The following is a 15,595-nucleotide window of genomic DNA, read 5'->3' on the forward strand; positions in this document are numbered from 1 at the left end:
AAGAGGCGATGACCCAACAGTCCCGGCGCAACGATCCGGCACGGCGGCAACGCATCATCGACGCGACCCTGACGGTCATCGCTGATCACGGAACCGCGGCAACCACCCATCGCCGTATCGCGGAGGCGGCGCAGGTGCCGCTCGGCTCGGTCACATATTACTTTGCGACGCTGGAGGACCTGCTCACGGCGGCCTTCCTGCAATTGGCCGCGGACTCCTCGATTGCCTTCCGCACGCGCCTGGACACCGCGACGGACCGCGCAGAGGCGTGTGCGGCAGTCGTCGACATCATCGCGAACCAGATTTGGGCGGAACCGCGCACGTTGTTGCTGAGCTACGAACTCTACGCTTTCGCGGCCCGGCACCCACCGGTCAGCGCGGTCATGCAAGATTGGATGGACAGCAGCCGAGGCGCCCTCGGTCGCTTCTTCGACCCGCTAACGGCACGCGCGCTCGACGCGCTGATCGAGGGTATCGGCATGCACAATTCGATCGATCACGCGCCCCTAGAGCGCGATGCGATCCAGACCATCGTCGAGCGGATTGCCCAGTGTTAGCCGGTCCGATCCGTGAGGGTACCCAGCGCAAATGGCGCGGCGGTCAGGGCCAAGCCGACGCATGCAGTATCACTGCCGCATGACCGCAATCGATGCCCCTTTCATGCGCGCGCCGCTGCAGGCGAATCTCCGGTGCGTAGAAGATTATTCATAAACTAGCGGCGATCGCCCTTCTCTACCAAGCGCTCACACCACCATTGACCGACCGACTGCGAAAGGACGAAAGCCGGGCAGATCTGGCGATCGGGCCGATCGTATGCTCCTCGATCAGCGCGGCGATGACCGCCCGTTGCGGCACCGTTCCGCTCCAGATCTGACCAGCGCTGCTGGCGGACAGCGGCGAGCCGGGCACCGGCTGACGCGACAGGTCGACCGCTAACGTCGCAACCGCAGGTGGTGCCCGACGTTCATCGGACAACGGAGATCACCGATGCTCGTCCTCGTATTTGCCCTTGTCGCCTCCAGCCCGCTCGATCGCTGCCTAAACGCAGGCGAGGCGGCACAGGGCGTGACATCAGCGATGTCGGCCTGTTTCGTCGCAGACTACAAACGGGCAGATGCCCAACTGAATGCGACGTATACCAGGACGATGAGGCGCCTACCTGCTGCCCGGCGGGTCGCCCTCCGGACGTCGCAGCGAGCGTGGATCCGGGAGCGTGACGCGGCCTGTCCGCTTGACGATCGCGACGGTGCCGGCACGATCGAGACGTTGAACCATCCTGCCTGTTTGACGAAACAGACCAACCGCCGGATCGGCTGGCTAACGCGGTATCGCTGACACCGTCGACGCTTCCCCGATGAACAGCTCCAACGACCCAGTTGCGGTCACTCAGTGGCCCTCGACCGGCCACCAGAACCGGACGTCCCTTCACGTCTCCGCATGGCCGATTTCGGGTGAGGTTCTGCGTATACTGCGCGCCTTACCAATGTGGTAGAAAGCGGGCGCGCACCGCTGTTCCCGTGCTATGCTCGCGCACCATTGTGGGAGCAGATGGATGCACAAACGTCTTTGCGAGCTCACGGCAGTTGCAGTCGCGACCAGCACCGTTTGTCCGCAGGTGGGGTCAGCACAGGAGATTGGATCGCTCATCTCGGCGATCCCAGTTGTGGCTGCGCCGGCTGGGATGCGAGCATGGCGTGTGCGGTACTGGACCTCGGACCAGGGCCGACCGATTCAGGTTACCGGGATGGTTGTGGCACCAGTCTCACGATCACCCGGCAAGCCACGATCAGTGATAGCTTGGACGCATGGCCTTATCGGCATCGCACAGCGATGCGCGCCTTCCCAAGGCGCAGCCAACTTTACGGCCATACCTGCTCTTAGGGAAGCAATCCGCCGAGGTTATACGATAGTCGCGCCCGATTATCCGGGGCTTGGCTCCAATATGGTTCATCCCGTATTGGTCGGGCGCAGCGAAGCCATATCGGTCCTTGATGCCGTACGTTCGGCTCGCAAGATACCTGAGGCTGACGCGGGATCGCGCTTTGCCCTATGGGGAGAGTCCCAAGGCGGTCACGCTGCACTATGGGCTGGGCAGTTGGCGACAAGCTATTCACCCGACCTGCAGCTGGTTGGTACTGCGGCTATCGTACCGCCGACGGACCTCGCCCGTAATTTCAGTGAGGGGAAGGACGCTCGCGTTCGCGCCTTGCTGACGTCCTATACTGCGGCAAGCTGGTCACGATACTACAGCGCTCCGATGTCGACGTTCGGATCGCGCCAGGTCCAAAATGTCATGCTGCGCTTGGCAGACAACAACTGTGTCACGCCTGGGAAATCACCGCGGCTAGGCACGATCATTGGCGTGGCGATCGCGCAGAATTCGGTTCGAAAGGTCGACCTTGGACGGACGCAGCCATGGGCACGACTGATGAGCGAGAACAATCCATCGCCGAGCGCCATCCGCGTTCCCACGCTGATCTACACGGGCACGGACGATACGATCGTTGCGCCAGGCGTCGTGCGCGACTTCGCACGCCGCGCGTGCAAGCTAGGCAAGACGATTACGTACAAGATGGTGCCTGGGGGAGAGCACGCGACCGTGGCCCGCATTGAGGCGACTTCGACGTTGAACTGGATCGACGCCCGCTTCGCCGGCAGACGTGCGATCGCTGACTGCCACTCTGCCTGACGCTTGGTTCAACCCAAGTAATTCACGGGCACGTCGGGTTGACCCATATGCGGTCATTCAACGGATCGGCGACTGAACCGATATCAGTCGCTTGTTCATCTCGGCGGCTACGAGCTTCGTGCAGGTGCTCGGCCTTGCACTAGCTAGCCGATCTTCCCGAAGCAGACGATCTGACACCGGCATCCAGCACCGTAGTCTGGCGGCAACGGCAATGACGCGTGACATCACGATGGGACGGTCGTGACACCTGATAAAGCTAAGGCGGAATGTCCAAGTGACATAGCCTGCTGGCGACGGTAGGTCGCCTTCCGTGCACGCCTTCCGGCATCTCATGGCGCAACGCCATCTCGCCGTGCTGATCTGGGCGGCGACGCTGCTGCTGAAGCTGCTGGTTCCCGCCGGCTACATGATCGACAGCGATCATGGCCACATCACTATCACCATCTGTTCGGGCACCGCGGCGCGCACGATGACGATGGAAATGCCGGGCATGCACGGAGACATGCCTGACCACGGCAAATCGAAGGATCACGGCAAGGCGGAGATGCCTTGCGCCTTCGCTGGTCTGTCGGCCGCGATGCTTAGGTCGATCGATCCCGTCCAGCTCGCAGCTCTGATCGCCTTCATCCTGGCCCTCGGCCTGATCGCCACCATCCCGCCGACCCCCTTAGGTCCGGCTTATCTACGGCCCCCCTGCGGGGACCACCAGCCTACCTCTGACCCGTCATTCCACGCCGCTTCATCCGGCGCGATCATGAACCGCGGCCCGCGCCTCAGCGTCGAGCCGGTCAAAGGTATTCCCATGCTTCGAACACATTTTCTGGTGGGCGCGGCTGCCCCATGCCTGCTGCTAGCTGTCCCGGCTGTGGCGCAAACCCACGACACCCCTGACAGCCGCACCGATGCGGCAATCGTCGTCACTGGCCAGCGCGACCAGCTGAAGCTGGACAATCAGGCGCAGGCGAGCAGCCGGCTCGGGCTGTCGATCCGCGAGACGCCGGCGAGCGTCGAGGTGCTGACGCAGGACGATCTCCAGGTCCGCGGCCTGCGCACCGCGCGCGAGACGTTCAATGACGTGGTGGGGGCGATCGCCGGCAACGTGCCGGGCAACCCGGCCGTCGTCTCCTTGCGCGGCTTCGCCGGCAACACCGTCTCGATCCTGCAGGACGGGGTGCGCATATCCACCTCGACGGTCGTCCAGCGCGACAGCAACAACTGGCACTATGATCGGGTCGAGGTGCTGAAGGGATCGGCCTCGGTTCTCTACGGCGAGGGCGCACTGGCCGGCGTCATCAACAAGGTGACGCGCAAGCCGGTGCTGGGCGAACGCCACCTCGACACACTGCTGTCGGTCGGGAGCTTCGACACGGTGTTCGCGGCGGGTGGGGTCAACCTGCCGGTATCGTCCACGATCGCGGTGCGGGCGGATGCCAGCTACCAGCGATCGGACAGCCTCTACGACGTCGATAACAACGACACCTTCTCGGCCGGGCTGACCGCCAGCGCGCTATGGAAGCCGATCGATCGGCTCTCGCTGCTCGTCGCGGTCGATCACTTTGAGGATCGCTACGACGCCACCTATCAGGGTCTACCCCTGATCCCGGGGCAATATGCGCTGCGCCCTACCGATGCCGTGACGAGCGCGAACGGCCTTGTCGCCGATCGCGCGCTGCGTCGCCGCAACTACAATCCCCAAGGAGCCTATTCCAGTGCCGACGAGACGACGGTGCGCTCGCGGCTCGACTGGTCGATCGGCAGCGGGTGGAGCTTCGCGCTCGACCTGACCGGTTACACCGCGAAGCGCGCGTTTCTGCTCGCCGACAGCCAGACCTTCGTCGCGCCCACCGCAGCGTTCCCGAACGGCAGCTTCCGGCAGACCTATCAGGATTTCCGGCACGATCATCAGTTCTGGAATGCGCGCGGGGTGATCGGCAACGATCAATCGATCGCGGGCCTGCGCAACCGCTTCAGCCTTGGCGTCGAACACAACGATACCGATTTCGTCAGCCTGCGCCAAACGGCCCCCACCTCGGCCCTCCCGGCGGTAGACGTGCGCAGCCCGGCCGTCGTGCCGGTGCCTACTGGCACGGCGATCTTCACCGCCGGCAACGTCACGTTCGATTCCAAACTGAAGCAAACCTCCGTGTTCGCGGAGGATGCGCTGAACCTGACGCCCAAATGGCTGCTGGTCGGCGGAGTGCGCTGGGACCACATGGATCTGGACCGCGCGACGATCCAGAACGTGGGCGGCGCGGTCGATCGCAACAGCCCGACCTTCGATCCTGTGTCGTGGCGGGCGGGGACGACATGGGACGTGACGCCGGGCCTGACGCTCTACGCGCAATATACAACCGCGGTATCGCCTGTGTCCTCGATCCTGCTGGCCTCAATCGCCAACAGCCGGTTCCGGCTGACCAAAGGCCGCGCGTACGAAGCCGGGTTCAAGGCGAGTGCATGGGGCGGCCGGGCGAGCGTCACCGGTGCGGCTTACCGGATCGAACAGAAGGACATCCTGACGCGCGATCCGGCCAATCCCGCACTGGCCGTCCAGGGCGGGCGGCAATCCTCGCAAGGCGTCGAACTGTCCGCGGTCGTCTCTCCGGTGAAGGCGCTGCGCCTGTCGGGCGGCGTATCCTATACCGACGCGCAATATGACGAGCTGTCGGAGCTGGTTGGAGGCGTGCGGATCGATCGGAGCGGCAACCGCCCGATCAACGTCCCCTCAACCACGGTCAACGCCTCAGCGCTTTACACCATCGCCGACAAGGTGACGGCGGGCGGCTTCCTGCGGCACGCCAGTGCCTTCTACACCGAGACCGCCAACACCATCCGGGTCGCAGGACATACCGTGCTGGATGCCAGCCTGTCGGTGCCCGTCAGCCGCCAGGCGACCCTGACGCTGCGCGGCCGGAATTTGACCGACGCCTTCTACGGCGAATACTCCGGCTACCCGACCACCAACGTCTATATCGGCGCGCCGCGATCGTTCGAGGTCGCACTGGCGACGCGGTTCTGATGACCGCGCACCGCCGATCGGCAGCATCGCGCGCGCGCATCCTCGTGCGCCGCGTCCATCTCTGGCTGGGGTTGAGCCTGGGGCTGCTGTTCGCAGTGCTGGGCCTCACCGGGTCGGCGCTGGTGTTCTACACCGGCATCGACGCCGCCCTTCATCCCTTGGTCGAGGCCGGGCGGAATGATCACGCGCCCGGCCTTGCGTCGCCCGTCTGGGATCGCGCGCTGGCGACCGGACGCGCCCGCTGGCAGGATCCCGCCGGCAAATGGACCATCGAGGTGACGGACGAGGGCGGCGCTATCCCGGCGCGCTTCTACCCGTCGTCCGGGCACGGCCATCACGCCGATCGGATGATGGTCTGGTTCTCGCCGGACGGTACCCGGATTGTCCGCGCCGAGCCTTGGGGCGGCTATCTGATGAGCTGGCTCTACCAGCTGCACATGGCGCTGCTCGCCGGCGACCTCGGCGGTCAGGTGGTGGGCTGGTCAGGCGTGGCGATGCTGCTGATATTGCTCAGCGGCATCGTGGCGTGGTGGCCGCGTGGAAGCTGGCGCAAGGCCGTCGCCTTCAAGCGCAACACGGTGCCGATCCGCAGGCTGCGCGACCTGCACAAGCTGTCCGGCCTGTGGAGCATGGCGCTCCTCTTCGTGCTGGTCGCGACCGGCGTGCTGCTGGCGCTGCCTGCCGTCACGCAGGCCCTTTGCAGCCAACGGCTGTACCAGCCCCAATGTCCTCCGACGACAGGGGCGGTCAGGTCAGCATCGTTCAGGCGTTCGCGGCAGCGCGCCGGATTCTGCCTGAGGGTCGGATCGTCTTCGTTGATATGCCAAGCGCACAGGATGCGCCGATCCGGGTCCGGCTACAGGTGCCCGGTGATCCGCATCAGCGCTTCCCGGGGAGCTACGTCTTCATTGATCGGTTCTCGGAACAGGTGCTGGCGGTGCATGATGTCCGCCACGCCAGCACCGGAACGACCGTGGTGAGCTGGGTTCGCACGCTGCATGACGGGACAGTCGGAGGCTTGGCGACGCGCATTCTGGCGCTGTTGCTGGGCCTCGTTCCCGCGCTGCTTTTCGCAACCGGCATCCTTCATTGGCTACGCCGTATGAAGGCCTCTCGCTCTGCCGGACCGCCGTCGGCATAGATGTCACAACCGAGCGAGGTTGTTGAAAAACGGCTGCTTGCGACGGTGACGAGGGCGTGATTCACTCCTGCAAGGTAGGGGGATCACGGACATGATGGGTCGGCAGGTGGCGCAGGGTGCGCTGTTCTATGGTTTCCGGCTCGATGAGCATGTGCCGGTCGACCACCTGCTCCGACGCATCGACGGCGTGTTGGACTTCGGCTTCGTGCGCGAGGCGCTGGCATCGAGCTACAGCGCGAGTGGGCGCCCCTCGATCGACCCGGAGCTGATGCTCAGGATGCTGCTGGTTGGCTATCTGTTCGGCATCCGCTCGGAACGCCGCCTGTGCGAGGAGGTGCACCTCAACCTCGCCTATCGTTGGTTCTGCCGGCTCGATCTGGGCGACCGAGTGCCCGACCATTCCACCTTCTCCAAGAACCGGCACGGCCGCTTCCGCGCCTGCGACCTACATCGTCTGCTATTCGAGCAGGTAGTCGCGCGGTGCGCCGCGGCCGGGCTGGTAACGGGGCGCGACCTGGCGGTGGACGGCAGCACGATCATGGCCGACGCCAGCCGCGAGAAGAAGCTGAAGGGGGCCGACGCGGCAGACGAGCTTCGTGCCGGAGAAAGCATATCGCGACTCGTCGCCGAATATCTGGCGGCGCTCGATGCCGCGTTGCCGCCGGACCCCGACGAACCAGCGCCGGTCGATCCGACCAGCATCTCGCCGACCGACCCGCAGGCGGCGCTCACCTGCAAGCACGGACCAGCGCGCTACGCATACGCCATTAACCCCCTACTCGACCTCGACACCGACTGCATCCTCGACGTGGAGGCAACGCCCGCCCGCTTCGCAGCCGAGGTGGCGGCGACCCGGACGCTGGTGTCACGCGCTGGCACCAGGCTGGGCATCGAACCCGCCAGTCTCTCAGCCGATAAGGCGTATGGTAGCGGTCGGCTGCTCGGCTGGCTGATCGACCGGAACATTACGCCATACATCCCGGTCATCGATCGTAGCCGCCAGCGCGGCGCCTTCTTGACCCGGGATGCCTTTCGCTACGATCGCGAGGCCGATGCCTATCGCTGCCCAGCGGACAAGCCGCTCGGCTATTGCGGGACCAAACGCGCAAGCCAGGTTCGCGTATATCGAAGCCATGTCGCCGATTGCGCTGGCTGCGAATTGAAGCCCCGATGCACCGTCAGCCGGAAACGCAGCATCACCCGCCTCGTCAGCGAGGATGCCCGCGATACCGTGCGCGCCCTTGCCGGCACCGACGCTTATGTGCACGCGCGCCGTCGAAGACAGCGGATCGAGCGCGTGTTCGGCCACCTGAAACGTAACCTGGGGCTACGAACGCTCAAGCTGCGGGGCCTCGCCGGAGCAGCCGAAGAGTTCACCATGGCTGCCGCGGCATACAACCTTCAGCTGCTGGCCCGGCAGGCCGCGCCGGCCTGATACGTGGCGCAGGTGCTGTCAGTCTAACGCGAACCGCTCTCCACGTGATGCACGTCGATCTTTGAGCGCGTCGGCTTAGCTGGCGAGCACCTGCCACTCCGCCAGAGCGGCGGAGCGTCGTTCCCGGTAGGTCTGTCGATCGATGAGGTGGCGTTCCAGGCTGAAGTGGTTGTGGACGTTGGCGTGGACGGATGCGAACTTCTGTAGCGTCTTCATCTGCCGGAAACGCTGCATCGCCCGCTCTCGTCGTCGGAACGGCAAATGGCTGTTTTCCACCCGGTTGTTAGCCCAGCGGCCGATCTCCTGACGATCCCGGCAGCCCAGTTCGTCCATGGCAGCACCGTAGCTGCGCAGACCATCGGTGGTGATCGCGTCCGGCGAGCCGTGCCGCTTCAGCGCCTTCTTTATGAAAGCGAGCGCTGCGCCCTTGTCACGGGTCTTGGTGACGTAGCTTTCCAGTACCTCGCCCTCGTGATCCACCGCCCGCCACAGGTAGACCATCTCACCGTTCAGCTTCACGTACATCTCGTCGAGGTGCCACCGCCAATGACGAAAACCTCGCATGCGGCTGACTCGCTGCCGGCGGATGTCCCCGGCGAACAGCGGACCAAACCTGTTCCACCACAGCCGCACCGTCTCGTGACAAATGTCGATGCCGCGTTCGAACAGCAGATCCTCCACGTTGCGCAGCGACAGCGGAAAGCGAACGTACATCAGCACCACCAGCCGGATCACCTCGGGCGACGAGTTGAAACGGCGAAACGGGCTGGGCGGCAACGCTCTCGATTTCCGGCACATCCGTGACCATTATCAGTCCCTGCCCCGCCTGCCACATTGGTTTGACGGAGCCCCACGAAGTGTTGGACAATGGTATCGTCTGGCTTCGCTACCGGGTCGCGAATACCCCAATATCGTAGCGCAACGATGAAGCGCGTTCACTGCTCCATCAACCTCGCCCGGCGTTGTGGGCTGTTCCCCCGCCCCTTAGTTTAGACTCGTACGCAGCTCACCGCTTCCCCGAACCCGGTGATGCCGCGTGTGCCCGGACGACTGCGACGTTCCTCCCCTGGCCTCGCTTCGATCCGGGCGCTTCGAACCACTATAAGGAGAAGCCATCATGACAGGCTTGGCCGCTCCCGCGGCGACCGGCGCCCAGCGCGGCGCAATCGATCAACCGGCCCATTGGGGTGCTGTCTATGCGATGGCGCTGTGCAGCTTCGTGCTCGTAGCATCCGAGTTCATGCCCGTCAGCCTGTTGAGCCCGATCGCTCATACGCTTCAGCTCACCGAGGGACAGGCGGGCCAGGCTATCGCCATCTCCGGCGTGTTCGCCGTGGTGACGAGCCTTTCGCTCTCCTTCATCCTCGGCGATCTGGACCGGCGACTGGTCCTGCTCCTGCTGACCGGGCTGCTGATCGTGTCTGGTGTCATCGTCGCGTTCGCGCCGAGCTACCTGATCTTCATGGGTGGCCGAGCTCTGCTCGGCATCGCCATCGGCGGCTTCTGGTCGATGTCCGCGGCCATCGCGATGCGGCTGGTGCCGGACGCCTCCGTTCCCAAGGCCTTGGCGGTCATCAACGGCGGCAACGCTCTTGCTACCGTGCTTGCTGCCCCTCTCGGCAGCTTCATGGGTAGTCTTATCGGCTGGCGCGGCGCCTTCTTCTGCGTTGTGCCGGTCGCGGCCGCCGCAGTGATCTGGCAGGCTCTCGCCCTTCCCAAGCTGCCTGCTGTCGCGCGACAGGGCGGCAACGGCATGGCCGCGCTGCTGCGCCGCCCGCCGGTCCTATTCGGGCTCGGCACGGTTGCGCTGCTGTTCGTGGGGCAGTTCTCGCTGTTCACCTACCTGCGCCCCTTCCTGGAGCAGGTCACGCACGTCAGCGTGTCGATGCTGTCTATCATGCTCCTGATCGTCGGTGTCTCCGGCTTCATCGGCACGCTGCTGATTGGCCGCGTCCTCGAGCATAGGCTCTACGTGACCCTTGGCGTGCTGCCGGCCGCCATGGCTGCCGTAGCGGTGGCCCTGACACTGTTCGGCGGATCGACGATCGCAACCGCCGCGCTGCTCGCGGTATGGGGCTTTGCCGGAACGGCGGCACCGGTGGCCTGGTGGACCTGGCTCGCGCGCACCGCTCCCGACGAAGCGGAAGCCGGCGGCGGTTTGATGGTGGCGATCGTCCAGCTTGCAATCACCCTCGGGGCCACAATCGGCGGCATCGTGTTCGACACTGCCGGCGCTGTCCCCGAGTTCCTCACCAGCGGTGCGCTCCTCGCCCTCGCAGCGCTGGCCGCCTTCGCGGTGGCACGCATGCACAGCCGCGCTCCGGCTACGCGAGGGACTGCGACCGCGTGAAGCAGGCGCGTTCCATCCTCCATTTCATGCGCGACTGCGCGCACCGGGGAGAACGCGCCGTGCTGGTGACTCTTACCGACGTCACCGGCAGCGCGACCCGCGCGCCGGGCGAGCACATGGCGGTTGCCGAAAGCGGAGCCGTAATAGGATCGTTTTCTGGTGGATGCGTCGAGGCCGCGGTTATCGCCGAAGCGCAAGAGGTGCTGGCGGCGGGACAGCCGCGGCACGTCCGCTATGGCGCAGGATCGCCTTACATCGACATTCGGCTTCCGTGCGGAGGCGGCATCGACCTTCTGTTCCTGCCCGATCCCAACCGCTCGCAGATCGACCTGGCGCTGGACATTCTGGAGCGGCGCCGACCGCTGAAGCTGCGACTTTCACGTAGCGGCACATTCGCCGCCTCCGAAGCTGCGGAAACGGATCGAACGGGTTGGTCTGGGCACGACTTCATCGCGCGGCACGATCCGCAACTGCGCCTCATCGTCCTCGGGCATGGCGCGGAACCGGGCGCCCTTCTGCAGATGGCAGAAGCCTATGGCGCGGAGACGCTGCTATTCAGTCCGCAATCCTCGCTCGTCGACGAGGCGCACGCGAGAGGCAGGCCGGCCCACCTTCTGCGGATCGTCGGGCCTGCGGACAGCTTCTTGCTCGACCCATGGTCCGCGGTCGTTACCTTATTCCATGATCACGACTGGGAGACCGACTTGCTGCTGCAGGCACTCGAGCAGCAACCGCTGTTCATCGGTGCGATGGGCAGCAGGCAAACCCACACCGAGCGGCGAAATCGTTTGTTGGCGGCTGGCGCGGACCCGCTCGCCATCGACCGCGTCGTTGGGCCGGTCGGGATCATTGCCGCCACTCGGGACCCGCAAACGCTCGCCGTTTCGATCCTGGCTCAAGTCGTTCAGGTTTACGAAGAAGTACTCGAGGGGAAAGTAGCCGAAAGGCCACTTGAGTCGGTGTTGAACGCTGCTCACCGCTTCGATGAGCAAAGTGCGAGGGGCGTCCTGCACTTGAAAGCGTTACATTAGGACAAGCGGCAACGTCGCTACCCAAATTCAAGCTCACCGAGACGCAGTCGGAAGAAGAGGAAACGCGGTCCATGGCCGGCATATCGGAAATTGAACTGTCCCGTCGGGGACTGCTTGCCGGAAGCGCCGCGACGGCCGCCATCGTTGCGTCGCCGATCCCTGCTGAGGCAGCACCACTGCCTCCCTCTCCCGCCCCGGCTTCGCTACCTGTATCGTTCGAGGTCAACGGCTCCAGGCGCGAGCTGAAGCTCGATCCGCGCACTACCCTGCTTGATGCGCTGCGCGAGCATCTGCACCTGACCGGATCGAAGAAGGGCTGCGATCACGGCCAGTGCGGTGCCTGCACGGTGATGGTCGACGGTGTGCGCATCAATTCCTGCCTCAGCCTCGCCGTGATGCACGAGGGTGACAAGATCACGACCATCGAAGGCCTGGGCACGCCCGAGAAGCTGCATCCCATGCAGGCGGCGTTCGTAAAGCATGACGGCTACCAGTGCGGCTATTGCACGCCCGGCCAGATATGTTCGGCGGTCGCCGTGCTCGACGAGATCAAGCGCGGGGTGCCGAGCCATGTGCAGGCCGACCTGACCGATCGTCCGCAGGCGACCAACGTCGAGATGCGCGAGCGCATGAGCGGCAACATCTGCCGCTGCGGCGCTTATTCCAACATCGCCGAGGCAATGGCCGAAGTCGCAGGAGCTAAGGCATGAAGGCCTTCACCTATGAGCGCGCCAAGGATCCTGTTGCCGCAGCGCGCGCGGCGGCTCGGCCGGGCGCCCGGTTCATCGCCGGTGGCACAAACCTGCTCGATCTGATGAAGATTGAGGTCGAGACTCCGAGCCATCTGATCGATGTTCAGGATCTCGGCTTCGACAAGATCGAGAAGACCCGCGACGGTGGTCTGCGCATCGGCGCGTTGGTGACCAACACCAACCTCGCCGCGGACGAGCGGGTGCGGCGCGATTACGGCGTGCTCACGCGCGCGATCGTGGCGGGCGCGTCCGGTCAGCTCCGCAACAAGGCGTCCACGGCGGGCAACCTGCTCCAGCGCACCCGCTGCCCGTATTTCTACGACACCAACATGGCGTGCAACAAGCGCAAGCCAGGCTCAGGGTGCTCGGCGATCGGCGGTGTGTCCCGCCAACTCGGCGTGATCGGCGTGTCCGATAAGTGCATCGCGACCTTCCCGGGCGATATGGCGGTAGCGATGCGCGTGCTGGACGCGGTGATCGAGACGGTAGACGCAAACGGTCAGCAGCGATCGATCCCGATCGCTGACTTTCACCGGCTCTGGGGTGATCGCCCGGAGATCGACACCAACCTGCGCGCCGGCGAGCTTATCACCGCCGTGACGCTGCCGCGTCCGCTCGGCGGCAAGCACCTCTACGAAAAGGTGCGCGACCGCGCGTCGTACGCCTACGCACTCGTTTCCGTTGCCGCGGTGATCCAACCTGATGGCACCGGCCGGGTCGCGTTCGGCGGGGTCGCGCCCAAGCCGTGGCGCGTCGAGGCTGCAGAGGCGCTGCTGCCGCGCGGTGCCGCTGCGGTAACTGCCCGCGCCTTCCAGGGCGCGACGCCGACCGAGGACAACAAGTTCAAGCTGCCGCTCGCCACTCGCGCGTTGGCTTCCGTGATCGCGCAAGCCGCCGACCAGAAGGGGCCTGATCCCATGAAGTTCGACACCCCCGCGACGACCAATCCGATCGACCGCATGAAGGTCGTGGGGCGTGCCCACGACCGCATCGACGGGCCGCTCAAGACGACCGGCCAGGCACCCTACGCGTACGAGTTCTACCGCGAGGTTCCGAACGCGGCTTATGGCTACGTGGTCGGCTCGGCCATCGCCAAGGGCCGTATTCGTTCGATGAGCCTCAATGAGGCGCGAGCCGCTCCCGGAGTGCTTGCCATTGTCACTGCAGCCGACGCCGGCAAGTTGGGCAAGGGCAAGTACAACACCGCCAAGCTGTTCGCCGGTCCCGCGGTCGATCATTATCACCAGGCCGTCGCAGTCGTCGTGGCGGAGACCTTCGAGCAGGCGCGCGCCGCGGCGGGGTTGATCCGTGTAGACTATCAGCGCGCCACCGGGCGGTTCGATCTCGACCAGGAGATCAAGACCGCGCCGCTGCACGGCGGCAACAGCGGCGAAGGGAGCGAGTCTCCGCCCGAGCACCGAGTGGGCAAGTTCGAGGCTGCATTCGCCGCTGCCCCGGTGAAGCTCGATCAACGCTACACCACGCCCGATCACAGCCACGCGATGATGGAGCCGTTCGCCTCGATCGCGTCCTGGACCGGTGATGCGCTGACGGTGTGGACGTCGAACCAGATGATCGACTGGGGCCGTACGGATCTCGCGACGACCCTTGGCATCCCCAAGGAGAAGATCACCTTCATGTCGCCATACGTCGGTGGTGGTTTTGGCGGCAAACTGTTCCTGCGCACCGACGCAGTGCTGGCGGCGCTTGGCGCGCGTGCAGCCAAGCGCCCGGTCAAGCTGGCGTTGCAACGCCCCCTCATCGCCAACAACACGACGCATCGCCCTGCCACCCGCCAGCGCATCCGCATCGGCACGACGCGCGACGGCACGATCACGGCGATCGCGCACGAGAGCGGCTCGGGCGATCTGCCCGGCGGCGGCCCCGAAACGGCAGTGAACCAGACCGAATTGCTGTACGCGGGCGCCAATCGGCTCACGTCGCTGCGGCTTGCGGTCATGGATCTGCCCGAGGGCAATGCCATGCGTGCACCGGGTGAGGCGCCGGGCATGATGGCGCTTGAGATCGCGATGGATGAGATGGCCGAGCAGCTCGGCATGGATCCGATCGCCTTTCGCGTGAAGAACGACACGCAGGTCGATCCCAAGGACCCGAAGCGCCACTTCTCACAGCGCCAGCTCGTCCGTTGCCTTGAGGAAGGGGCACAGCGCTTTGGCTGGTCGAAGCGCAACCCCAAGCCCGGTCAGGTGCGCGATGGCCGGTGGCTAGTGGGAATGGGGGTCGCATCCTCGTTTCGCAACCACATGAACATGCCCTCGGGTGCCCGTGTCCGGCTGCGCCGCGACGGTGTCGTGACGGTCGAGACCGACATGACCGACATCGGCACCGGCAGCTACACCATCCTGGCGCAGACTGCGGCCGAGATGATGGGCGTGCCGGCCGAAGCCGTCGTCGTAAAGCTCGGGAGCTCGGCATACCCGGTGTCCGCGGGTTCGGGCGGCCAGTTCGGTGCGGCAAATTCGACCGCGGGTGTCTATGCAGCGTGCGTGAAGCTGCGCGAGCAGGTTGCCCAGCGGCTCGGCGTCAACTCGGTCGACGCGGTGTTCGAAGGTGGCAAGGTCCGGAGCGGCAACCGCACCGCCGACCTGCGTCAGGCGGCGTCTGCCGGCGAGCTAGTGGCCGAGGACAAGATCGAGTTCGATAAACTCGACAAGTCCTACCAGATATCCACCTTCGGATCGCACTTCGTCGAAGTCGGTGTCGATGCCTATACAGGTGCCACCCGCGTGCGCCGGATGCTCGCGGTCTGTGCCGCTGGCCGTATCATCAATCCCAAGTCGGCGCGCAGCCAGATGATCGGCGCGATGACCATGGGCGTGGGCTCGGCGCTGATGGAGGCGCTGGAGGTCGACAAGCGGTTCGGTCTCTTCATCAACCACGATCTCGCCGGATATGAAGTGCCGGTGCACGCCGACATTCCTCACCAAGAGGTCGTGTTCCTCGACGAGGCCGACGACAAGGCCAACCCTATGAAGGCCAAGGGTGTCGGCGAACTCGGGCTTTGCGGCGTGGGCGGCGCAGTGGCGAACGCCGTCTACAATGCCACCGGCGTGCGCATTCGGGACTATCCGCTGACCCTCGACAAGCACTTGGAACGCCTGCCGGCGATCGCTTGATCGATCGTCGCCGACCAAAGGTCGGACATCAGAAATGCAGCCCC

At 65.1% G+C, this 15,595-nt stretch carries 11 protein-coding genes and 2 pseudogenes; 12 read left to right on the forward strand and 1 reads right to left on the reverse strand.

The window, feature by feature from the left end; all coding sequences use genetic code 11:
- Positions 1-8 precede the first annotated feature (8 nt).
- The 7 genes and pseudogenes from QP166_RS13185 (at position 9) to QP166_RS13210 (ending at position 8,281) form a co-directional block, all read left to right on the forward strand.
- Positions 9-557, forward strand: a complete 549-nt coding sequence (locus QP166_RS13185) for a TetR/AcrR family transcriptional regulator (protein ID WP_333916318.1) — start codon at positions 9-11, stop codon at positions 555-557.
- Positions 558-987: 430 nt separating this feature from the next.
- Positions 988-1,335, forward strand: a complete 348-nt coding sequence (locus QP166_RS13190; RefSeq protein ID WP_333916319.1) for a lysozyme inhibitor LprI family protein — start codon at positions 988-990, stop codon at positions 1,333-1,335.
- A gap of 409 nt (positions 1,336-1,744) precedes the next feature.
- Positions 1,745-2,689: an alpha/beta fold hydrolase gene (locus QP166_RS13195; RefSeq protein ID WP_333917345.1), complete on the forward strand. Its 945-nt coding sequence runs from the start codon at positions 1,745-1,747 to the stop codon at positions 2,687-2,689.
- A gap of 331 nt (positions 2,690-3,020) precedes the next feature.
- Positions 3,021-5,705 (forward strand): TonB-dependent receptor, encoded by a 2,685-nt coding sequence (locus QP166_RS13200; RefSeq protein ID WP_333916320.1) that lies wholly within the window; start codon positions 3,021-3,023, stop codon positions 5,703-5,705.
- Positions 5,705-6,252: pseudogene (locus QP166_RS19030) on the forward strand (PepSY domain-containing protein); the annotation flags it as partial. The gene QP166_RS13200 and the pseudogene QP166_RS19030, both read left to right, overlap by 1 nt.
- Positions 6,253-6,327: 75 nt before the next feature.
- Positions 6,328-6,846 carry a PepSY domain-containing protein gene (locus QP166_RS19035; protein ID WP_443027253.1) on the forward strand — a complete coding sequence of 173 codons (519 nt, stop codon included), beginning with the start codon at positions 6,328-6,330 and terminating at the stop codon, positions 6,844-6,846.
- Positions 6,847-6,937: 91 nt separating this feature from the next.
- Positions 6,938-8,281, forward strand: a complete 1,344-nt coding sequence (locus tag QP166_RS13210; RefSeq protein ID WP_333916322.1) for an IS1182 family transposase — start codon at positions 6,938-6,940, stop codon at positions 8,279-8,281.
- Between the two features lie 75 nt (positions 8,282-8,356).
- Here QP166_RS13210 and QP166_RS13215 read toward each other — a convergent pair whose 3' ends face one another.
- Complete coding sequence (locus QP166_RS13215) at positions 8,357-9,058, reverse strand: IS6 family transposase (protein ID WP_333916323.1); 702 nt, start codon at positions 9,056-9,058, stop codon at positions 8,357-8,359.
- 340 nt (positions 9,059-9,398) lie between these two features.
- On the opposite strand from QP166_RS13215, the gene QP166_RS13220 reads away from it, so the two are divergent.
- The 5 genes and pseudogenes from QP166_RS13220 to paoC all read left to right on the forward strand — a co-directional run bounded on the left by QP166_RS13220 (position 9,399) and on the right by paoC (position 15,551).
- Positions 9,399-10,631, forward strand: a complete 1,233-nt coding sequence (locus QP166_RS13220; RefSeq protein WP_333916324.1) for an MFS transporter — start codon at positions 9,399-9,401, stop codon at positions 10,629-10,631.
- The gene (locus QP166_RS13225) at positions 10,628-11,662 is read left to right on the forward strand and encodes an XdhC family protein (RefSeq protein WP_333916325.1); all 1,035 of its coding nucleotides are present in this window, start codon (positions 10,628-10,630) and stop codon (positions 11,660-11,662) included. The genes QP166_RS13220 and QP166_RS13225 overlap by 4 nt, the downstream gene beginning before the upstream one ends.
- A gap of 71 nt (positions 11,663-11,733) precedes the next feature.
- Positions 11,734-12,372 (forward strand): aldehyde dehydrogenase iron-sulfur subunit PaoA, encoded by a 639-nt coding sequence (gene paoA / locus QP166_RS13230; RefSeq protein ID WP_192093508.1) that lies wholly within the window; start codon positions 11,734-11,736, stop codon positions 12,370-12,372.
- Positions 12,369-13,013: pseudogene (locus QP166_RS13235) on the forward strand (FAD binding domain-containing protein); the annotation flags it as partial. The gene paoA and the pseudogene QP166_RS13235, both read left to right, overlap by 4 nt.
- A gap of 318 nt (positions 13,014-13,331) precedes the next feature.
- Positions 13,332-15,551 carry an aldehyde oxidoreductase molybdenum-binding subunit PaoC gene (gene paoC, locus QP166_RS13240; protein WP_333917346.1) on the forward strand — a complete coding sequence of 740 codons (2,220 nt, stop codon included), beginning with the start codon at positions 13,332-13,334 and terminating at the stop codon, positions 15,549-15,551.
- Positions 15,552-15,595: the final 44 nt, after the last annotated feature.

The sequence above is a fragment of the Sphingomonas sp. LR60 genome (assembly GCF_036855935.1).
Taxonomy (GTDB): Bacteria; Pseudomonadota; Alphaproteobacteria; order Sphingomonadales; family Sphingomonadaceae; genus Sphingomonas.

Coding starts and splice junctions, on each gene's coding strand:
- QP166_RS13185 (WP_333916318.1), top strand. CDS start 9: ATGACCCAACAGTCCCGGCGCAACGATCCGGCACGGCGGCAACGCATC.
- QP166_RS13190 (WP_333916319.1), top strand. CDS start 988: ATGCTCGTCCTCGTATTTGCCCTTGTCGCCTCCAGCCCGCTCGATCGC.
- QP166_RS13195 (WP_333917345.1), top strand. CDS start 1,745: ATGGTTGTGGCACCAGTCTCACGATCACCCGGCAAGCCACGATCAGTG.
- QP166_RS13200 (WP_333916320.1), top strand. CDS start 3,021: ATGGCGCAACGCCATCTCGCCGTGCTGATCTGGGCGGCGACGCTGCTG.
- QP166_RS13210 (WP_333916322.1), top strand. CDS start 6,938: ATGATGGGTCGGCAGGTGGCGCAGGGTGCGCTGTTCTATGGTTTCCGG.
- QP166_RS13220 (WP_333916324.1), top strand. CDS start 9,399: ATGACAGGCTTGGCCGCTCCCGCGGCGACCGGCGCCCAGCGCGGCGCA.
- paoA (WP_192093508.1), top strand. CDS start 11,734: ATGGCCGGCATATCGGAAATTGAACTGTCCCGTCGGGGACTGCTTGCC.
- paoC (WP_333917346.1), top strand. CDS start 13,332: ATGAAGTTCGACACCCCCGCGACGACCAATCCGATCGACCGCATGAAG.